Source organism: Streptomyces atratus (assembly GCF_900119365.1).
Taxonomy (GTDB): domain Bacteria; phylum Actinomycetota; class Actinomycetes; order Streptomycetales; family Streptomycetaceae; genus Streptomyces; species Streptomyces atratus_B.
The window spans coordinates 546,809-564,618 of record NZ_FPJO01000001.1; the positions used below are offsets into that span (position 1 = coordinate 546,809).

Sequence of the window (17,810 nt, forward strand, 5' to 3'; positions counted from 1 at the left end):
ACCTGAGCGTCTACGCCGCCACCAAGGCGTTCGTGACCGGCGAGGCTCTCCACGAATCCACTAATTGCGAAATTCTGCAATTCACTACATGCTGGGTTGACCGTGTCCACAGGTAGCCGTGGGCACGGCCATCAGGGCATCCCGGGACGTCGGGGTGGTGAAGGGAGTCGAGGACCGTGCCGGTTCCGCTGTACCAGGCCAAGGCCGAGTTCTTCCGGATGCTCGGACACCCGGTCCGTATACGCGTACTGGAGCTGCTGCAGGAAGGCCCGATGCCGGTGCGGGATCTGCTGAGCGCGATCGAGGTGGAGCCGTCGACGCTGTCCCAGCAGCTGGCCGTGTTGCGCCGCTCCGGCATCGTGGCCTCGGCCAGGGAGGGCTCGACCGTGGTGTACGAGCTGTCCGGCGGGGACGTGGCGGAGCTGATGCGGGCCGCGCGCCGGATCCTGACCGAGATGCTGGCCGGGCAGAACGAGCTCCTGGCCGAGCTGCGGGGAGCCGAGGTCGCGGCGGAGTGAGTACCGTGCTCTCCCGGTCCTGGGGCCGGGTCGCCTCCCTGCTGCCCGCCCGCGCCGACTTCGCGGTCATGGGCCGCAACCCGCGTCGCGATCTGCTCGCCGGGCTGACCGTCGCGATCGTCGCACTGCCGCTCGCACTGGGCTTCGGCGTCTCCTCCGGGCTCGGTGCCGAGGCGGGGCTGGCGACCGCCGTGGTGGCGGGCGCGCTGGCGGCGCTGTTCGGTGGCTCCAACCTCCAGGTGTCCGGGCCGACCGGGGCGATGACGGTGGTGCTGGTGCCGATCGTGGCCCAGTACGGGCCGGGCGGGGTGCTGACGGTCGGGCTGATGGCCGGCGTGCTGCTGATCATGCTCGCGCTGCTGAAGGCCGGCCGCTGCATGCGCTACATCCCGGCGCCGGTGGTGGAGGGCTTCACGTTCGGTATCGCGTGCGTCATCGGTCTCCAGCAGGTGCCGAACGCGCTGGGAGTGGCCAAGCCGGAGGGCGACAAGGTCCTGGTGGTGGCCTGGCGCGCGGTCGAGGAGTTCGTACGGACCCCGAACTGGACGGCCGTCGCCCTCGCGGCGGGCGTGGCGGCCGTGATGCTGCTGGGTGCCCGGTGGCGGCCCACCGTCCCGTTCTCCATCGTCGCGGTGATCGCCGCCACCCTCGCGGCTCAGCTCTTCCACCTGGACGCGGCCGTCCCGATCGGCGACCTGCCCTCCGGGCTGCCCGCGCCCTCCCTCGGCTTCCTCGACCTGTCCGCGCTGGGGTCGCTGCTCGCTCCGGCCGTCGCGGTCGCGGCGCTGGCCGCGTTGGAGTCGCTGCTGTCGGCGACTGTCGCGGACGGCATGACGGTGGGTCAGCAGCACGACCCGGACAAGGAGTTGTTCGGGCAGGGCATCGCGAACCTGGCGGCTCCGCTGTTCGGCGGGGTCCCCGCCACCGCGGCGATCGCCCGTACCGCTGTCAACGTCCGGACCGGCGCGGGCTCGCGGCTCGCCGCCCTCACCCACGCCGCCGTCCTGGCCGTGATCGTCTTCGCCGCCGCCCCGCTCGTCTCCAGGATCCCGCTGGCTGCGCTCGCCGGGGTGCTGTTGGCGACCGCGATCCGAATGGTGGAGGTCGGTGCGCTGCGGGCGATGGCCCGTGCGACCCGCTCGGACGCGATCGTGCTGGTGCTGACCGCCGTCGCCACGCTCGCGCTCGACCTGGTCCACGCGGTGATCATCGGCCTGGTCGTGGCGGGCGCCCTGGCGCTGCGGGCGGTCGCCCGTCAGGCCCGGATGGATCAGGTCGACTTCAGGGCGGACCTGCCCGGCGAGCACAGCGAGGAGGAGCACGCGCTGCTGGCCGAGCACATCGTCGCGTACCGCATCGACGGGCCGCTCTTCTTCGCCGGTGCCCACCGCTTCCTCCTGGAGCTGAGCGAGGTCGCCGACGTCCGGGTCGTGATCCTGCGCATGTCGCGGGTCTCGACGATGGACGCCACCGGTGCCCTGGTCCTCAAGGACGCCGTGGAGAAGCTGAACCGGCGCGGCATCGCCGTGATGACCTCCGGGGTACGCCCCGGCCAGCGCCGGGCCCTGGAATCGGTCGGCGCGCTGGACCTGCTTCGGCGGGAGGGCCGGGAGTACGCCACCACGCCCGAGGCCATCGCCGGGGCCCGCGCCCACCTGCACCGGGCCGGAGTCCTGCCTGCCGCCCCCGATACCGCCGAGGCCGTCCGGTGAGCGCCCGGCTCGACGCCCTGCCCCTGCGGCACGTCCTGACCCTGCCCACGATGGGTTCGGCCGTGCGGATCGCCCGCGAGACCACCGAGCAGGTACTCGCGGAGTGGGGCATCGGCCGGCGCCATCCCGCCGCCGATCCGGCGCTGCTGATCCTTTCCGAGCTGGTGACCAACAGCGTCCGGCACGCGGCCCCGACGTCCCCGAACGTCACCGTGATCTACGCGGCCGGCCAGGACACGTTCGCGTTCGCCGTCCACGACCGCCACCCGTACCGGCCCCCGCTCTTCCCCCCAGTCGCCGGGACCGGCGGCGGACTGGGCACCGTCATGGAACTCACGCTCGGCCTGGGCGGCACCGCCGTCGTCCGGGGCGACGCGGACGGCCGGGGCAAGAGCATCTGGATCACCCTCCCCCTGCAAAGCCCCTCACATGAAGCCTGATGCACATCAGGCACAGTAACGAACGAACGAGGCAAGGAAAGACCATGAGCGATGTGACCGAGGCGCTGCCTCCGTGCCCCGAGTGCTCCGGCGTGTACACCTACGAGATGGGCGCACTCCTGATCTGTCCCGAGTGCGGCCATGAGTGGTCGCCCGCCTCCGCCGAGCCCGCGGGCGACGGCGAGGGCGCGGCCGGAGGGATCAGGGACGCGGTCGGGAACGTACTCGCCGACGGCGACACCGTCACCGTGATCAAGACCCTGAAGGTCAAGGGCAGCCCGAGCGGCATCAAGGCCGGCACCAAGGTGCGCAACATCCGCCTCGTGGACGGCGTGGACGGCCACGACATCGACTGCAAGGTCGACGGGTTCGGCCCCATGCAGCTCAAGTCCAGCGTGGTCAAGAAGGCCTGACCTCGCACTTCGGGCCGCCGCGGGCTGCCGAGGACGGCTTTCGCGTTGCTAATCTTGGCAATTCCCGAAGTCATCACGTCGGTGTGAGGGCGCGAGGATGTCCTCATGGTGAAGAGTCTTGGGTGGATGCGATGCACGGTGCACGCACGACAGCGGCCGTCCGTCGTCCCGGCGGCCGCTCCGGGCGCGGGGCGGGCACGGTGAGCGCCCCGCTGTACCAGCTGAAGGCCGAGTTCTTCAAAACGCTGGGTCACCCGGTGCGGATCAGGGTGCTTGAGCTCCTGAGCGAGCGTGAGCACGCGGTCTCCGAAATGCTGACCGAGATCGGCGTGGAGGCGGCTCACCTCTCCCAGCAGCTGGCCGTCCTGCGCCGGGCCAACCTCGTCGTCCCCCGCCGGGAGGGCTCGGCCGTCTACTACTCGCTGGCCAATCCGCAGGTGGCGGAGTTGCTGCGGGTCGCGCGGAGCATCCTGTCCGGTGTACTGGCCGGGCAGGCGGAGCTGCTGGCCGACCTCAAGGCCGCCGAATCCGCCACCGCGCCCAGGCACCGCAAGCCGTCCTAGACGTCCCGCCCCCCGAAAGACCGGAAAGGGCCTCCGACCCGAGTCGTAGGCCCTTTCCCGCGCAGAGCCGTAGGTGGCGGCAGCCGAGTCGGGCGGTACGCCGACTCGGCGCACCGCTCGAACAGGTGCGGGTTGGCCGGCCCCGCGAGCGACTCCCGCAGGGCGGCGTCGGCGGAGCGCCGACTCTCCGGCCCGGGCTGACGATCCGGCATCTTCCCGATGAAGTGCTGCAGGACGGCAGCGCCCGGCTCTCGTTGAAGCGGAGCCCGTGCTGGTGAACCGCCGCCCGCCCGCCGCCCGCCCGCGCGGGGCCGGCCGGCCGGCTCGCCGGAAAGCAGTTGCGTCGAACCTCTTGCCGGGCCGACCCGATCTCCCTAATGTGAACCTTCAAATTCCCGGAAAGCACATACGGCAAGCTCCGTTAGGGCAAATTTTTGAACGATCAAATTGACCAGACGTCCGAGGCCACCACCCCCGCGGCCCCCGGTCCGGCTCCCGCCCGTGGTCCGATGGTGGGCTACCTCGACTACGCCAGGGTCGGCCCGCTCTCCCGCCCGGCCGCCGCCGCACTCGCCGACGCGACCGCGCTCGCCACCCGCGTCGACCCTGCCGACCTCGACCGGCTGTTCGCCCTCAGCGACGCCGCCCTGGCCTCGGCGGCCCGGCTGCTCGACGCCCGTCCGCACGAAATCGCCCTCGCCCCGTCGACCAGCAACGGCCTGTTCACCGTGGCCGCCGCGCTCCACGGCCCCGGCACCGTCCTGGTGCCCCGTGGCGAGTTCCCCGCCAACCTCTACCCCTGGCTCCGCTTCGCCGGCCGCGGCGGCCCCGCCGTCCGTCTCGTCGACCCGGCCGGGCAGCGGCACATCACCCCCGACCTCCTGCGCCGCCACCTCACTCCCGATGTCACCGCCCTCACCGTCAGCGCCGTCGACTCGCTCACCGGCCACCTGGCACCGCTCGCCGCCCTCAAGGAGGTCCTCGGGCCCGGCCGGCTGCTGATCGTCGACGCCATCCAGGGCCTGGGCGCCGTCGCGCTCGAAGCGGATGCCGCCGACATCCTCGTCAGCGGCGGCCAGAAGTGGCTACGGGCCGGCTGGGGAGCCGCACTGCTACTGATCCGCGACCGGTGCGCCGAGCGCCTGGCTCCCGGGCTCGGCGGCTGGGCCGGCGTCGCGGAGCCCTTCGCGCCGCGGCATCCGGCGCCGCCGCTGCCCGGGGCCGCCGCCCACCTCGCCACCAACCCGGACTTCCCGGCCGCCGCGGCCATCGGCGCAGCCATCGACGACCTGGTCGGCCAGGGCGGACCGGCCGTCGTCGGCGGTCGCATCCGCGCAGTCCTGGACGAACTGCTCGATCGGGCACGCCAGGCCGGTGGCGAGGTCCTGCTGGACGGGCTCGGGCCCCAGGAGCGCGGCGGCATCGGCGCCTTCCGGCTGCCCGGTCGTGATCCCGCCTCCGTCCACCGGGCCCTCGAAGCGGGCGGAGTCATCACCACCCGCCGCGACGAGTGGATCCGGCTGTCTCCCCACGCTTCGACCCCCGACGCCGCGGCGGACCTGCTCACCGAGGCGCTGCACGCCTTCACCCGCCCCACGTCCCACTCCACGTCCCACTCCCAGGAGCCCATATGTCCCACCGACTGAGCCGCCGCCGTCTGCTTCAGCTCGCCACCGCCTCCGCCGCCGGACTCGGCCTTGCCGCCTGCGGCGACAACGGATCGGGAGGCGCTGGAGGCGACAGCGACAGCGGCAAGATCACCGTCTGGAGCTGGACCACCGCGGCCGAGGGCCTGCGCAGCGTCGTCCCCTCCTTCGAGCGGGACAACCCCGGCATCAAGGTCGACGTCCAGGATGTCGGCAACCCGGCCATCTGGGACAAGATCACCGTCGGCCTCGCCTCGGGCGGCAAGGGCCTCGCGGACGTCCTGCACATCGGCGTCGACTACCTGCCCGGTTACCTGGACAAGTTCCCCGACGGCATCGCCGACCTGTCCAGGCTCGGCGCCGACAAGTACAAGGACGCCTTCGCCAAGGGTCTGTGGCCGACCGTCATGGGCAAGGACAAGGCCGCCCACGCCCTCCCGTGGGAGGTCAACCCGCTCGGTCTCTTCTATCGGCACGACCACTTCGAGAAGGCCGGTGTCGACCCCGACGGCATCAGCGACTGGAACGACATGATCTCCGCAGGGTCGAAGATCCTCGACGCCACCGGTGTCCGGCTGCTCGGGCTCGACAAGACCGGCGCCACCCAGGACATGGACTTCTTCCAGAACCTGATGCAGCTCCAGGACGTCTTCTACTTCGACCAGGACGGGAAGATCACGCTCGCCTCCCCGGCCGCCGTCAAGGCCCTCACCATCATCAAGCGGCTCAACGACGCCGGTCTGATCGCCGACACCGCGGGCCAGGGCACCGAGAAGCGCCTGCTCAGCCAGGGGAAGCTCGCCACCTACGCGGAGGCGGCCTGGGCCGTGGAGTATCTGGCCTCCACGTTCCCCGAGCAGAAGGGGAAGTGGCGCTCCATGCAGCCGCCTGCCGCCGTTCCCGGGGGCAAGCGCAACGCCATCGTCAACTCCACCTACCTGACCGTCTCCGGCTCCAGCACGCGCCGCAAGGCCGCCTGGCAATTCATCGAGTACGCGCTCACCAAGCCCGCCCAGATCAACCGGATGTTCGCCTCCGGCGGCGTCTTCCCCGCCCTCAAGGCGGCGTACGACGACCCGAAGTTCAGCGCGCCGCACCCCTTCTACGGCGGCCAGAAGGTGCTGAAGCCCTTCGTCGAATCGCTCTCCGCCGATGCCCGGGCCACCAACTTCACCGGCGACTACGCCCGCGCCCTCAAGTTCGCCAGCGACGCCCAGAGCCAGGTGCTGCTCAAGGGCGCCGACCCGGCCGCCGCCCTCAAGAAGGCCGCCGAGCAGCTTGCCCAGCAGACCGGTCGGCAGCAGGCGGTCTGACCACCATGTCCCTCGCCCCGTCCGAACACGCTCCCGCCACCGCCACCCCGGCCGGCCGCGGCGCCACCGGCCAGACCGGCCGCACCCGCCCGGGCCACCGCCGGCTGCTGACCCGAACCTCCGTCCCGTACCTGCTGATCATGCCCGCCGTGCTGGGCTTCGCGGTCTTCAAGGCGTACCCCATCGTCGCCTCGCTCTGGATCAGCCTCACCACCGGCAACGGCGCCGGTCGGCACTTCACCGGGCTCGACAACTACCAGCGCCTGCTGAACGACCCGCTGTTCTGGACCGCGCTGAAGAACACCGCGCTGATCCTGGTCGTCCAGGTGCCGCTGATGCTCGGCCTCGCCCTGCTCGTCGCCCTCGGCCTCAACTCCACCAAGGTCTGGCTGCGCCCGCTCTGGCGGCTCGGCGTCTTCATCCCCTCGCTGACCGGTCTGGTCGCCGCGGGCGTGATGTTCTCCGTGATCCTCAACCGCGACGCCGGACTGTTGAACTGGGTCCTCTCCCTGTTCGGCATCGACCGGGTGAACTGGCTCGGCAGCCCCTTCTGGGCCCGCGTCGGCGTCGTCCTCGTCATCACCTGGCACTACACCGGCTACAACGCGGTGATCTACCTCGCCGGCCTGCAGGGCATTCCCCAGGAGCTGTACGAGGCCGCGAAGGTCGACGGCGCGGGACCGATCCGCCGCTTCGTCTCCATCACCCTTCCCCAGCTGCGCCCGATCCTGCTTCTCACCGTGGTGCTCTCCACCATCGGCACCCTGCAGCTCTTCGACGAGCCGTACGTCCTCACCGGCGGCGGCCCCGACAACGCCACCTTGACGGTCACCATGTACCTCTACAACAACGGCTTCAAATACTTCGACTTCGGCTACGCCTCGGCTCTCGCCTACGCGCTCGCGCTGATCGTGGCCGTGCTCGGCTTCCTGCAGGTCCGCCTGATGGGAGAGCGCAAGTGAAGCGCCGCAGCCTCCTCCTCACCCTGCTCCTCGCGGGCGCCTTCGGGCTCTGCGTCGGTCCGTTCTACTGGCTCGCCATGGCCGCCACGCAGGAGAACAGCGACGTGTTCTCCTGGCCGCCGAAGCTGCTGCCCGGCGGTCACCTCATGGAGAACCTCCAGGGGCTCCAGGATTCCATCGGACTCACCCGCGTCCTGTTCAACACCGTGCTGGTGGCGGGCGTTCAAACGGTCGGCGCGGTCGTCGTCTCGGTCCTTGCGGGATACGCCTTCGCCAAGTTCGAGTTCCGCGGGCGCAATCTGTTCTTCGTCCTGCTGCTCAGCACCCTCGTCCTCCCCGACACGGTGATGCTCATCCCGATCTTCGAGATGATGATGAAGCTGGGCCTGATCGACTCCTACCAGTCCGTCATCCTCCCCGGCCTGGTGACCCCGTTCGGCATCTTCCTGATGCGGCAGGCACTGCGCTCCATGCCCGACGAACTCCTGGACGCGGCCCGCGTCGACGGCGCCGGCGAACTGCGGGTGCTGTGGCGGATCGTCATCCCGGTCAACCGGCCGGTGATCGCGGCGCTCGCGCTGTTCGTCTTCCTCGGCGGCTGGAACCAGTTCGTCTGGCCGCTGATCGCGCTGCGCAGCCCCGACATGTACACGCTGCCCGTGGCCACCGCCACCCTGCAGGGCCTTGCGACCACCAACTACGCGCAGGTCCTGCTCGCCGCCGCCATCGCCGCCGTCCCCGTGATGGCCCTCTTCCTCGTCCTGCAACGCCAGTTCATCTCCGGCCTGCTGGCCGGGGCCACCAAGGAGTGACCACCGTGACCACCGAAGCACCCGAGGTCCCGCAGCAGCCCGTCCCGGTCTGGCGCCCCAACACGCCGGCCGACGCGACCCCCGACACCGTCGTCCACCAACAGCTCGCCACCGGGCTGCTCCACGGTGCCGACGCCCCGCTCACCGTCCACCTCACCGGGCTCGGCTGCGACCGGCTGGAGGCCGCCGTCACCCCGGCCGACGACGGCGTGGCCCTGATCGAGGTCACGGCGTCGGCCGCGGCCACCGTCCGCGCCGAATGGCGGATCCCCTGCGTCGGGGCCACCGCCTACTGGACCCCGGACACCAACGCCTCCCGCTGGCTGCCGCCGTCCTGGGGCGCCCCCCGGACCGTCTCGCTCGCCCTGGGCGCCCCCGTCGCCAGTCTGATCGGCGCCGACGACCGCGCTCTGTGCACCGCAGCCGCGGGCGAGACCTCCGCACCCGTGCGCGTCGGCGCCGGCGTGGTGGAGGAGAGCGGCGAGTTCACCTTCACCGTCGAACAGGACCTCACCCCGGACGGGCCGCCGCTGCGGCTGCGGATCGACCTCAGCGGCCGCCACTTCGCCGCCACCCTGCAGGCCGTCACCGCCTGGTGGGCCGAGGGCCTGGACCACCCCGGCATCGCCCCCGCCGCCCGGATGCCCGCCTACTCCACCTGGTACAGCCTCCACCAGAACGTCGACACCGCCGCCGTCGAACGCCAGGCCGCCCTCGCCTCGGCCGTCGGCTGCGAGAGCATCATCGTCGACGACGGCTGGCAGACCACCGACCGCGCCCGCGGCTACGGCCACTGCGGCGACTGGGAGCCCAACCCGGAGGCCTTCCCCGACCCCGCGGCCCACGTCGCCGAGGTCCACCGGCTCGGCCTCGCCTACCTCCTCTGGTACGCATTGCCGTTCATCGGCCGGCACAACGACGCCTGGGACCGCTTCCAGGGCATGATCCTGCGCGAGGAGCCGCACCTGGACGCGGCCGTGCTCGACCCCCGTCACCCCGAGGTCCGCGCCTACCTGGTCGAGAAGGTCTCCCGCGCCGTCGAGCAGTGGGACATGGACGGTCTGAAGCTCGACTTCATCGACCGCTTCGCCGTCACCGACCCTCCGCCCGCCCCGGCCGGCGCCGACCGCACCACCGTCCACGAGGGCGTGCTCCAACTGCTCGCCGACCTCTACGCCCGCCTGCGCCGCACCCGGCCGGACGTGATCGTCGAGCACCGCCAGCCATACGTCAGCCCAGGGCTGTGGCCGTACGCCACCATGGTCCGCGCCATCGACTGCCCTCTCAGCCCCGCCGAGAACCGCCAGCGCACCGTCGACTGCCGGCTCACCGCGGGCCCGCTCGCCGTCCACGCCGACATGATCACGTGGAACTCCGCCGAGACGCCCGAGTCCGTTGCCGTCCACCTCGTCAACGCCCTGTTCTCGGTGCCGCAGATCTCCGTCGACCTCGCCGCCCAGAGCCCTGAGCAGCTCGCCGCCCTGCGCTTCTGGCTCGGCGTCTTCCGCCGGTACGCCGATGTCCTCCAGCTCGGCGCCCTGGAACCCGCGCGACCGGACCTCGGCTACCCCCTGGTCCGCGCCCGCGACCACCACACCACCGTGGTCGCACGCTACGCGCCGCTGCCCGTCGCCCTCCCGGACCGGAACGCCGCGGACGACCCGCAGACCCTGCTCGTCGCCAACGCGGACCGCGACCCCATGGTGCTCCTGACCGCCACCCGACCGGAACAGACCCTCGCCCGCGTCCAGGACTGCCGTGGTGAGATCCTGTCGGAGACCGTTCTCGACCTCGTCGCCGGGGTGAACTCGGTGACCGTGCCGACCGGTGGCCTGCTCACCCTGACCCGCGAGCACTGACGACCGGGGGCCGGGGGCGGCCACCCGCCGCCCCCCAGCCCGCCGACCACAGAGGAACGATGACCGCTCGACAGGTGACCATCGAGGACGTCGCGCACGCGGCCGGAGTCTCCCGCCAGACCGTCTCGAACGCCCTCAACGCCCCCCACCGGCTGCGCGCCACCACCCTCGCCCGGGTCACCGCCGCCATCGACGAACTCGGTTACCAGCCCGACCAGTCCGCCCGCAGCCTGCGCACCGGCACCCGCAAGGTCATCGGCTATCCCGCCCCCGCCGACAACCCCGCCGACCCCAACCCCCTGATGGGCGGCTTCCTCCAGGCGCTGGTGACCGCCGCCGATGCCGTCGGCCATCGCATCCTGGTGTTCCGCTCCGACCCCCAGCAGGGCGCCGGAGCAGTCGCCAGGTCCTTCAACGGCCTGATCGCGGCCCGCCAGGTCGACGGATTCGTCCTCTCCGACGTCGTCCACGACGACCCCCGCGTCGACGTGCTCACCGAGGCCGGTTTCCCCTTCGCCGCCTTCGGCCGCACCGCCCCCGGCCGCCCGCAGAACTGGGTGGACATCGACTCCACCGCCGCCACCGCCGCCCTGACCGGACTCCTGCTCGACCAGGGCCACCGCCGGATCTGCTACCTCAACTCCGCCGCGTCCCTGCCCTGGCTCGCCGACCGCAGGGCCGGCTTCCTGCAGGCCGCGGCCGCCGCTCCCGACGGCGCCTTCGAGGTCGGCGTCCCCGACGACGACCCGGCCGCGCTCTCCCACGCCGTGGAGCGCCTGCTCACCGGCCCCGACCGCCCGACCGCCCTGGTCTGCGCAAACGACTGGCTCGCCCTGTCCGCCTACCAGGCCATCCGCGCCGCAGGCCTCGCCGTCGGCGACGACGTCGCCGTCACCGGCTTCAACGACATCCCGCTCTGCACGCTGCTCCAGCCCGCCCTCACCAGCGCCCGCCTGCCCCTGGCCGCCATCGCCCACACCCTCGTCGACCGGCTGATCACCGCCGTCGAGGACCCCGCCGCCGTCCCGGCGAGCGGGCTGCTGCTTCCCGCGGAGCCGGTCGTGCGCGGCAGCACGCCGGAGCGGTAGCGGCGGCCGTCACACCGGCTCGGCGGCCCTGCGCGGCAGGACGGCCGACCACTCGCTGAAGCCATTCGGAGCCGTGCGAGGTGCTCGCGGGGCATCGTCGAGGAAGGCCGCCATGACCCATGTGATCGAAGCCCCCCACGCCGAGGACGCCGAGTCCCTGGGGTCTGTGCAGCTGAGGGCCTGGCTGCAGACGTATCCCGACGAGGAGGCGGGGATAGACGAGAGATGGATACGCGAGCACCGGGGCTCCTCCGCCACCGCGGCAGGGATCGCTCAGTGGCGGGAGTTCGTAGTGGCAGCGGAGCAACGGCCGGACCTGCTGTTCTGCCGTGTCGTCCGCTCCGGTACGGAGATCGTCGGTTTCCTCTGCGGCCGCCGGGACGACGTGGTCACCCTCGGGCCGATGTATCTGCTGAACGAGGCCCAGGGCGAAGGTGTCGGGGGGCGGATGATGAGCGAATTCCTGGCCTGGGCAGGAAGCACGCCCATGCGCCTATGGGTCACCGAGTACAACGAGCGCGCGATCCGCTTCTACGAGCGTCACGGATTCAGGGCCACGGGTGAACGAGAGATCTGGCGGGGAAGGCTGCCCAACGTGCGCATGATCCGCAGCTCCACGTCGAGTGACGACCTCGGCTGAGCCGAGGGCGAGCAGCGGCCGGTCGGAGAACACCATGCGCGCCGTTGCCCGGTCACGGTCACCGCGCCGCTTCCTCCCGGGGCTGCCCCCGGCCGGCGTCCTGCCACGGGAAGGGAGAGAGATCGGGCTCGATCCAGTCTGTCTTCGCCTGTGAGGAGGCCGGCGTCGACGGACGGTAGAAGCGGGCTGTCAGGAGTCGCTTGTCGAGCAGGGCGGGGTGGTGGTCGGCGAACGCATTGAAGTCTTCTTCGCCGTGTTCGGCCACGTGGTGACCGACCAGCTCCACCCAGGCCCGGCTGACGGTCGCGTGGTACTTCTGGGGCGCCCCCGCATAGCGGGCGGTGCGCTGAATGCCGTCGCTGACCAGGCCGAGTGCCGCGCGCACACCGACCCGCCGCACGGCCAGCCACGTCAGATGGACATGTTCCCGGTGGCCGAACCGCTCGGCGGTCGCCATCACTTCGGCCAGCAAGGCTTCGAAGTCGGGCGCGTCGGCAGCGTGCCGGGGACGAGCGGTCATGAGGGCACCTCCGTCAGGGCTTGCAGGGCAGCGCGCAGGCCTGCGATCGCGTTCGCCGGCAGGCCATCGAGCGCGCGATGCTCCAGACCGGCGATGGCCTGTCGGATCGTGGTGGCGGTCAGCTATCCGGAGGAGGTGAGTTCGATGAGCACCGCGCGGCGGTCTCCCGGGCTGGCGCCACGGGTGATGTGGCCGCGTCGTTCCAGGCGGTCCAGGACGCTGGTCAGCGTAGTGGGGCGGGTACCCACGGCCGCGCCGAGTTCGGACACGGTCCGGCCCCGGCCGTCGGCCAGGTTGGCCAGTGCGTTGATCTCGGAGGCGGTCAGGTCCAGGTCGACGAGCTCTGCGGCGAGCACTTGCAGGGTGGCGTGGGTGACCCGCTGCAGAGCAAGCAGGGCCGACCACTCAGATGACACGGATTCCGACTTCACGATTTCGAACTATGCGATTTCGTACTACCTGCCGCAAGCGAGACCGAAACCGCGTCCGGTCTCAAGCGCTCCCCACGTCGCAAGATCGAGGCACTTGAGTCCTCGGTGGCCGCGCTGCCCCGTGGGCCGACGGCCTTCCTCGCCACCTCCGACCCGACGAAGCGTGGCTGCCTCGGTGGCTGCCTTCGTAGTCGTGAGGTCCGGTACGGACCGGGGTCGAGTTCGACCCGCCGATCCACGAAAAATGGCCCCTGACCTGCGATTTCGCTGGCCAGGAGCCCGAAGGGGCAGACGAGTCGGGCTGTACGCCGGGGAGAGCTACCGCAACGCTATGACCTGTGCAAACGCGCAGAGAGGGCGCTTCTGTGGCTACCTTGATGGCTACGTGAGGAGACGCCCCCGCCCCGGAGCGGCCCGGACGGGGGCTTCGTCGTTCTCAGGGTTCAGACGGTCTGCTCGATGCGCTCGAAGATGTCCGAGTCCGTCTCCTGCTGCCAGGTCGGCAGGTCATCCCAGTCAGCGACGTATCCGGGCTTCGGGTCCTCGAAATGCTTGAACATCTGGGCGGTCCAGCAGATCGCGACGAAGCGGCTCTTCTGCTCGCGGGTGAGCCGTGTGGCGTGCCCTTCGCTGATCCTGATGAAGTCGCGCACCTGTCCGTATACGGCGGCGGCAGCCTCGCGCTCCCACTCGGGCGTCTCGTCCCACGGAGTGACGTAGCCGGGCTTCGGCTCACCAGGGTAGTGCTTGTTCACACTGGCGATCCACGCCTCGCGGAAGATCCGACCGTCACTCATGCACGTGTCCCTCTCGTCATGCGGTGCGCGAAAGCGCCGCGATTCGGTGATCCAGATCCGAGACTCGACCATTGGGCATGAGCGGAGCAAGACGCCCTCGAAGTCCGTCCAGTTTCTTGCCGATGAATCCCGAGTTCGACCGGTCGGCCAGGCCAAGCACTACCTCCGCGTACTGCACGACCTGATCGACGTCACCCCGGTGGGCCCCGAGGACGGCAAGGTCGCTCAGTACGGCGGCGCGACGGCGCAGGGACAGCGGTTGGGCGAGGGCTGTGGTGAGGACATCTTCCGCGAGGTCGGGACGGCCGAGCTGGAGGTAGCAGGCCCCTCGTTCCTCGGGGAGGCGGGAACCGTCGAAGCGGAGCCAGCCGCCGTTGTGGGAGTGGCCGTCGAGGGAGTGCACCTTCTCGGCTTCGTCGAGGGCCCGGGCGCAGCCGTCGATGTCGCCCATGGCCGCGCACACCTGGGCCTGGACGACGGCGACCCAGTGGCGGGTGGACAGTGCACTGTCGCCCCGCCGGGCGATCCGGGAGGCCACCGCCAGCAGGGGCTGGGCAGCGGGCGCGCGGCGCGCGTACAGCTCGACGTAGGCGTGGCGGGTCATGGCACAGGCCCAGAGGTCGTGGTCGCCACCGGCATGGGCAGCGTTGGCAGCCAGCGTGTAGCACTGGGCGGCGTCGGTGTACCGGTTGGCGTCGAAGAAGAGTTCGCCGGCGAGCTGGTAGAGGTCGGCCGTCATCGTGCACAGCCGGGCCCGGTCCGCTGCGGTACGCGCCTCGGCCAGGCCCTTCGTCAGGACGTCGAGCTGCTTGCGGACCGCCGGGAAGACGGTCGGCTTGGAGTCCGAGAGGGTGAAGACCTGCCACAGACTGCGGTGCAGCTCCTCCCCTGTCTCCAGGAGCGCCGCCACTGTGTGTCCTCGGGGGGCCTCGTCCGAACCGGGCAGGGTGACCAGCGCGCCCGTGACGGCGAGCAGACCCAGGACATCGCGGCGCTTCATATCGTCATCATCACCGTGGAGGAGGGGTGGGGTGTCAGGAAGCACGGCGGTTTCGGCCGGCTGTTCTTCGAAGAGAAGCCCTTCCAGCTCGGAGAGGGTGGCTCCTAACAGGCTGGCGATCTTGGGCCGTTGGTGCGGTTGTGGGGTGGCACGGCCACTTTCCCAACGGACCACGGTGGACGCGGCCACCATAAGCGCTTCTGCGAATTCCTCCTGAGAGTAACCCTTTGCCACCCGCCGCTCGGCAAAGCGCCTACGCCTTAAAGCCATTGGACTCCCCTCACGAAGAGCACCTTCCTCACTCGCAACACCCGATGCCCGGAAAAAGCCTGGGCAATGCGCGGAGTCCGCTCTGGGAGACGGTAACGGATCGTCGTTCACTGGTCACACGCCGCTCGGAGGTTGAAGGACCCTCCGGGCGGCTCCCCTGAGGCAGCGGGCCGCGCGCCCCGTCCCGTCCCGGCTGCGGCCAGCTGCTGCTGCCCCATCAGAGAGGAGCGACCGCGTGACAACATCCGAACTGCCCCGTAGGAACCCCGGCGCCAGTGGCCGTACGTACACGCCGCCGGAGCCCCGACCGGGTGCGCCGAGCCGAGCTCTGCGGAAACGTGCGGCCATCGGCTGGGAGAAGTTCATGCGCCGCAGCGAGACCCGGCAGGAGACGAAGACGTGAACCCGGTCGGCCCCGACGGCTACGAGCAGCACCCGCTGCTGAACATGAACGTCCGCGACGTCGCCTCGCGCGGGGAGGGTGTGCTCGTCGCCGTCACGCACGAGCTCCACAGCCACGGCACTGTTCGGGTCGCGCACATCCGGCCCGAGAGTGGCGTCGAGTGGACGACCTCAGCCGACAACATCCAGACCGCTCGCCTCTGAGCCGGTGCCCACGGACCGTCGTTCGCACCCTGCCGGCGCGGGTGGAGAAAAAAGCGCCCGACCCCTCCCCCTCACCACTCAGCTCGACGGCCACCTCACCGCCGACCAGAGCGGTGAACCCGTCGCGGGCGTGCCCACGTCGTCGTCGACCGACCCGACCACGGTCGTCGGCATGATCGAGGCCCTGGACCTCAAGGCGGAACACCATGTCCTGGAGATCGGCACGGGCACCGGCTACTCCACGGCCCTGATGTGCCACTACCTCGGCGAGGACAACGTCACCACCATCGAGGTCGACCCTCAGGTGGCAGCACGCGCGGATGCCGCCCTGGAAACCGTCGGCTACTCGACGTGGACGGTGACGGGCGACGGGCTTCTCGGCCATCCGCACCGGGCGCCGTACGACCGGGTCATCGCCACTTGCGCGGTCCGCCGCATCCCGTACACATGGGTCCGGCAGGCGAAGCCCGGTGGCATCATCCTCGGCACGGTCGGTTCCTGGCCCTGGGGAACCGGCCTCGCGAAGGTCACCGTCGGCGAGGACGGTACCGCCGAGGGCACGATCATCGGACGCTCCTGCTTCATGCAGGCACGGGCCCAGGCGGTGACGCCCGTGGCGGGCGACCTCTCCGCCCGGACCGCCTATGCGGACAGCGAGCGGACCGCCCTGGTATCTCCTCTCGTCCTGGAGGAGTGGATGCCCGCCTTCCTCACTCAACTCGCGGCGCCCGGTGCGCAGTTCGTCCGCGCCACCCACGGCGACGGCTCGCCCTTGCGGTACCTGTTCGACCCTGAGCGGGAGTCGTTCGCCGCGTTCCTCCCCTCCGGCGCGGCCTGGACCGTCCGCCAGGGTGGTCCCGTGGCCCTGTGGGACGAAGTCGAGCGTTCCCTCGTGGCCTGGCAGGACGCGGGGACGCCGGACGTCGACTCCGTCCGGCTCCACGTGACGCCCACATCCCACCTGTACTGGATCGACCGGAACCCGTCACTGCGCTGGGAGCACCGGATCGCCTGAGCCGCTCAGCCTTCGTTCATGGACGACGAACCGCTGTCCAGGGGGGTCTACGTAGCCGTGCGGTCCGGTTCGAACCGGGACGGAACGGGGTGGGACGAGGCCCGTTGCTCCCTGCCAAAAGGCCCCTGACCTGCGGTTTCGCTGGTCAGAAGCCTTAGGCGGCAGACGAGTCGGGCTGTACGCCGGGTTCTGTCGCCCGGTCGCCTCGCGGCGGCCGGGGAGACGGCCATCCATCTAGGACCGGCATTGCTGCCGGTCTCGTGCGGTCTACCCGCGAACTCGGGCGGGCAGCCCTCGATCATTCGCGCAGGGCCGTCTTGCGGCGGCCCCTCTTGACCTTGCTCCGGGTGGGGTTTACCTAGCCGCCTGAGTCACCTCAGGCGCTGGTGGTCTCTTACACCACCGTTTCACCCTTACCGAGGGCCGAAGTCCCCGGCGGTCTGTTTTCTGTGGCACTGTCCCGCGGGTCACCCCGGGTGGCCGTTAGCCATCACCCTGCCCTGTGGAGCCCGGACGTTCCTCGGGGAGATCCGGGGATCCCCACGCGGCCGTCCGCCCGGCTCGTCTGCCGTGCCGACCATGCTACCCGTCCGGAGAGGGCCACCGATCGGGGCCGGGTTCAGATGAGTTCCTCGGTCTCCAGGTCGAAGGCGAACGGCACCGGGAGAGCGAGCCGCTTACCGAACGGGATCGTGCAGTGCTGGCGGTAGTCGTCGCCCTCCGGGTCGCTGAACAGCGTCAGCGAGGACTGCTCCCGGTCGACCAGGAGGTAGAGCGGGATGGGGCCGCGGGCGTAGCAGTGACGCTTGTCCGTGCGGTCGGCCCGGGGCTTGGTCGAGGTGACCTCGACGACGAGGGCCACTCCCTCGCACGGCATCCAGGGGTCGGCTCCCCGGTACAGACGCAGTTCGGTGGGGGCGAAGGTGCCGTCGGGAATGACATGGTTCTTGGGGCAGCGTCCGCCGCTCGCCAGCTTCAGCCCTTTGTTCCCGGAAAAGTCCATATCGGTCCGGGCCAGCCTGATCACCTGCTTCATGATCAGGCTGATGTAGTCCTCGTGGTCCCCGTCCGGCGGCGGCGTCACGACAATCTCCCCCTCGATCAGCTCGGCGCGGAAGCCCTCCGGCGTATCCAGCGCCAGGAAGCCCTCCAGCAGGACGTCCGCCTGCGTGAGCGGTTCATGCGGCATGGCTGTCATGTCACGC

At 70.7% G+C, this 17,810-nt stretch carries 20 protein-coding genes, 1 other RNA gene and 1 pseudogene; 15 read left to right on the forward strand and 7 right to left on the reverse strand.

Going from position 1 to position 17,810, the window contains the following annotated elements; translation table 11 throughout:
* The first annotated feature begins 176 nt into the window (after window positions 1-176).
* From BT364_RS02500 to BT364_RS02555, 12 genes are all read left to right on the forward strand, one after another.
* Window positions 177-518, forward strand: a complete 342-nt coding sequence (locus tag BT364_RS02500; protein WP_072483383.1) for an ArsR/SmtB family transcription factor — start codon at window positions 177-179, stop codon at window positions 516-518.
* Between the two features lie 68 nt (window positions 519-586).
* Window positions 587-2,230 (forward strand): SulP family inorganic anion transporter, encoded by a 1,644-nt coding sequence (locus BT364_RS02505; protein WP_371268082.1) that lies wholly within the window; start codon window positions 587-589, stop codon window positions 2,228-2,230.
* Between the two features lie 50 nt (window positions 2,231-2,280).
* Window positions 2,281-2,670 (forward strand): ATP-binding protein, encoded by a 390-nt coding sequence (locus tag BT364_RS02510; protein WP_371268084.1) that lies wholly within the window; start codon window positions 2,281-2,283, stop codon window positions 2,668-2,670.
* 53 nt (window positions 2,671-2,723) lie between these two features.
* Complete coding sequence (locus tag BT364_RS02515) at window positions 2,724-3,083, forward strand: zinc ribbon domain-containing protein YjdM (protein ID WP_072483687.1); 360 nt, start codon at window positions 2,724-2,726, stop codon at window positions 3,081-3,083.
* 200 nt (window positions 3,084-3,283) lie between these two features.
* A complete protein-coding gene (locus BT364_RS02520; protein ID WP_079179307.1) occupies window positions 3,284-3,646 on the forward strand; it encodes an ArsR/SmtB family transcription factor in 363 nt (120 codons plus the stop codon).
* A gap of 434 nt (window positions 3,647-4,080) precedes the next feature.
* On the forward strand, window positions 4,081-5,292 hold the full coding sequence (locus BT364_RS02525; protein ID WP_256259554.1) for an aminotransferase class V-fold PLP-dependent enzyme: 1,212 nt from the start codon (window positions 4,081-4,083) through the stop codon (window positions 5,290-5,292).
* Window positions 5,277-6,605, forward strand: a complete 1,329-nt coding sequence (locus tag BT364_RS02530; RefSeq protein WP_072483388.1) for an extracellular solute-binding protein — start codon at window positions 5,277-5,279, stop codon at window positions 6,603-6,605. The genes BT364_RS02525 and BT364_RS02530 overlap by 16 nt, the downstream gene beginning before the upstream one ends.
* A gap of 5 nt (window positions 6,606-6,610) precedes the next feature.
* The gene (locus BT364_RS02535; RefSeq protein ID WP_079179284.1) at window positions 6,611-7,567 is read left to right on the forward strand and encodes a carbohydrate ABC transporter permease; all 957 of its coding nucleotides are present in this window, start codon (window positions 6,611-6,613) and stop codon (window positions 7,565-7,567) included.
* A complete protein-coding gene (locus BT364_RS02540) occupies window positions 7,564-8,379 on the forward strand; it encodes a carbohydrate ABC transporter permease (protein ID WP_072483389.1) in 816 nt (271 codons plus the stop codon). Before BT364_RS02535 ends, BT364_RS02540 begins: the two co-directional genes overlap by 4 nt.
* A 5-nt stretch (window positions 8,380-8,384) precedes the next feature.
* On the forward strand, window positions 8,385-10,238 hold the full coding sequence (locus BT364_RS02545) for a glycoside hydrolase family 36 protein (RefSeq protein WP_079179285.1): 1,854 nt from the start codon (window positions 8,385-8,387) through the stop codon (window positions 10,236-10,238).
* Window positions 10,239-10,297: 59 nt separating this feature from the next.
* The gene (locus BT364_RS02550; protein ID WP_072483390.1) at window positions 10,298-11,326 is read left to right on the forward strand and encodes a LacI family DNA-binding transcriptional regulator; all 1,029 of its coding nucleotides are present in this window, start codon (window positions 10,298-10,300) and stop codon (window positions 11,324-11,326) included.
* 112 nt (window positions 11,327-11,438) lie between these two features.
* Window positions 11,439-11,966 carry a GNAT family N-acetyltransferase gene (locus BT364_RS02555; protein WP_072483391.1) on the forward strand — a complete coding sequence of 176 codons (528 nt, stop codon included), beginning with the start codon at window positions 11,439-11,441 and terminating at the stop codon, window positions 11,964-11,966.
* Window positions 11,967-12,024: 58 nt separating this feature from the next.
* On the opposite strand, the gene BT364_RS02560 is transcribed toward BT364_RS02555, so the two are convergent.
* The 5 genes and pseudogenes from BT364_RS02560 to BT364_RS42495 all read right to left on the reverse strand — a co-directional run.
* Complete coding sequence (locus BT364_RS02560) at window positions 12,025-12,486, reverse strand: hypothetical protein (protein WP_072483392.1); 462 nt, start codon at window positions 12,484-12,486, stop codon at window positions 12,025-12,027.
* 122 nt (window positions 12,487-12,608) lie between these two features.
* Complete coding sequence (locus BT364_RS02565) at window positions 12,609-12,902, reverse strand: MarR family winged helix-turn-helix transcriptional regulator (protein ID WP_218172405.1); 294 nt, start codon at window positions 12,900-12,902, stop codon at window positions 12,609-12,611.
* A 458-nt stretch (window positions 12,903-13,360) separates the two neighbouring features.
* On the reverse strand, window positions 13,361-13,714 hold the full coding sequence (locus BT364_RS02570) for a hypothetical protein (RefSeq protein WP_072483393.1): 354 nt from the start codon (window positions 13,712-13,714) through the stop codon (window positions 13,361-13,363).
* A gap of 16 nt (window positions 13,715-13,730) precedes the next feature.
* Window positions 13,731-14,714 carry a trafficking protein particle complex II-specific subunit 120 gene (locus tag BT364_RS02575; RefSeq protein ID WP_256259571.1) on the reverse strand — a complete coding sequence of 328 codons (984 nt, stop codon included), beginning with the start codon at window positions 14,712-14,714 and terminating at the stop codon, window positions 13,731-13,733.
* A 141-nt stretch (window positions 14,715-14,855) separates the two neighbouring features.
* A pseudogene (locus tag BT364_RS42495) lies at window positions 14,856-14,984 on the reverse strand (helix-turn-helix domain-containing protein); the annotation flags it as partial.
* A 235-nt stretch (window positions 14,985-15,219) separates the two neighbouring features.
* Here BT364_RS42495 and BT364_RS41295 point away from each other — a divergent pair.
* The 3 genes from BT364_RS41295 to tgmC are packed head-to-tail and all read left to right on the forward strand — an operon-like array spanning window position 15,220 to window position 16,605.
* The gene (locus BT364_RS41295) at window positions 15,220-15,387 is read left to right on the forward strand and encodes a hypothetical protein (RefSeq protein WP_177328003.1); all 168 of its coding nucleotides are present in this window, start codon (window positions 15,220-15,222) and stop codon (window positions 15,385-15,387) included.
* Complete coding sequence (locus BT364_RS02580; RefSeq protein WP_072483395.1) at window positions 15,384-15,590, forward strand: hypothetical protein; 207 nt, start codon at window positions 15,384-15,386, stop codon at window positions 15,588-15,590. The genes BT364_RS41295 and BT364_RS02580 overlap by 4 nt, the downstream gene beginning before the upstream one ends.
* 4 nt (window positions 15,591-15,594) lie before the next feature.
* On the forward strand, window positions 15,595-16,605 hold the full coding sequence (gene tgmC, locus BT364_RS02585; RefSeq protein ID WP_256259555.1) for an ATP-grasp peptide maturase system methyltransferase: 1,011 nt from the start codon (window positions 15,595-15,597) through the stop codon (window positions 16,603-16,605).
* A gap of 162 nt (window positions 16,606-16,767) precedes the next feature.
* Here tgmC and rnpB read toward each other — a convergent pair.
* Together rnpB and BT364_RS02595 are read right to left on the reverse strand one after the other, a co-directional pair.
* Window positions 16,768-17,169: RNase P RNA component class A (gene rnpB / locus BT364_RS02590), an RNA gene on the reverse strand.
* 55 nt (window positions 17,170-17,224) lie between these two features.
* Entirely contained in the window at window positions 17,225-17,794 is a 570-nt protein-coding gene (locus BT364_RS02595) for a Uma2 family endonuclease (RefSeq protein ID WP_072483690.1), read from the reverse strand.
* Window positions 17,795-17,810 lie beyond the last annotated feature (16 nt).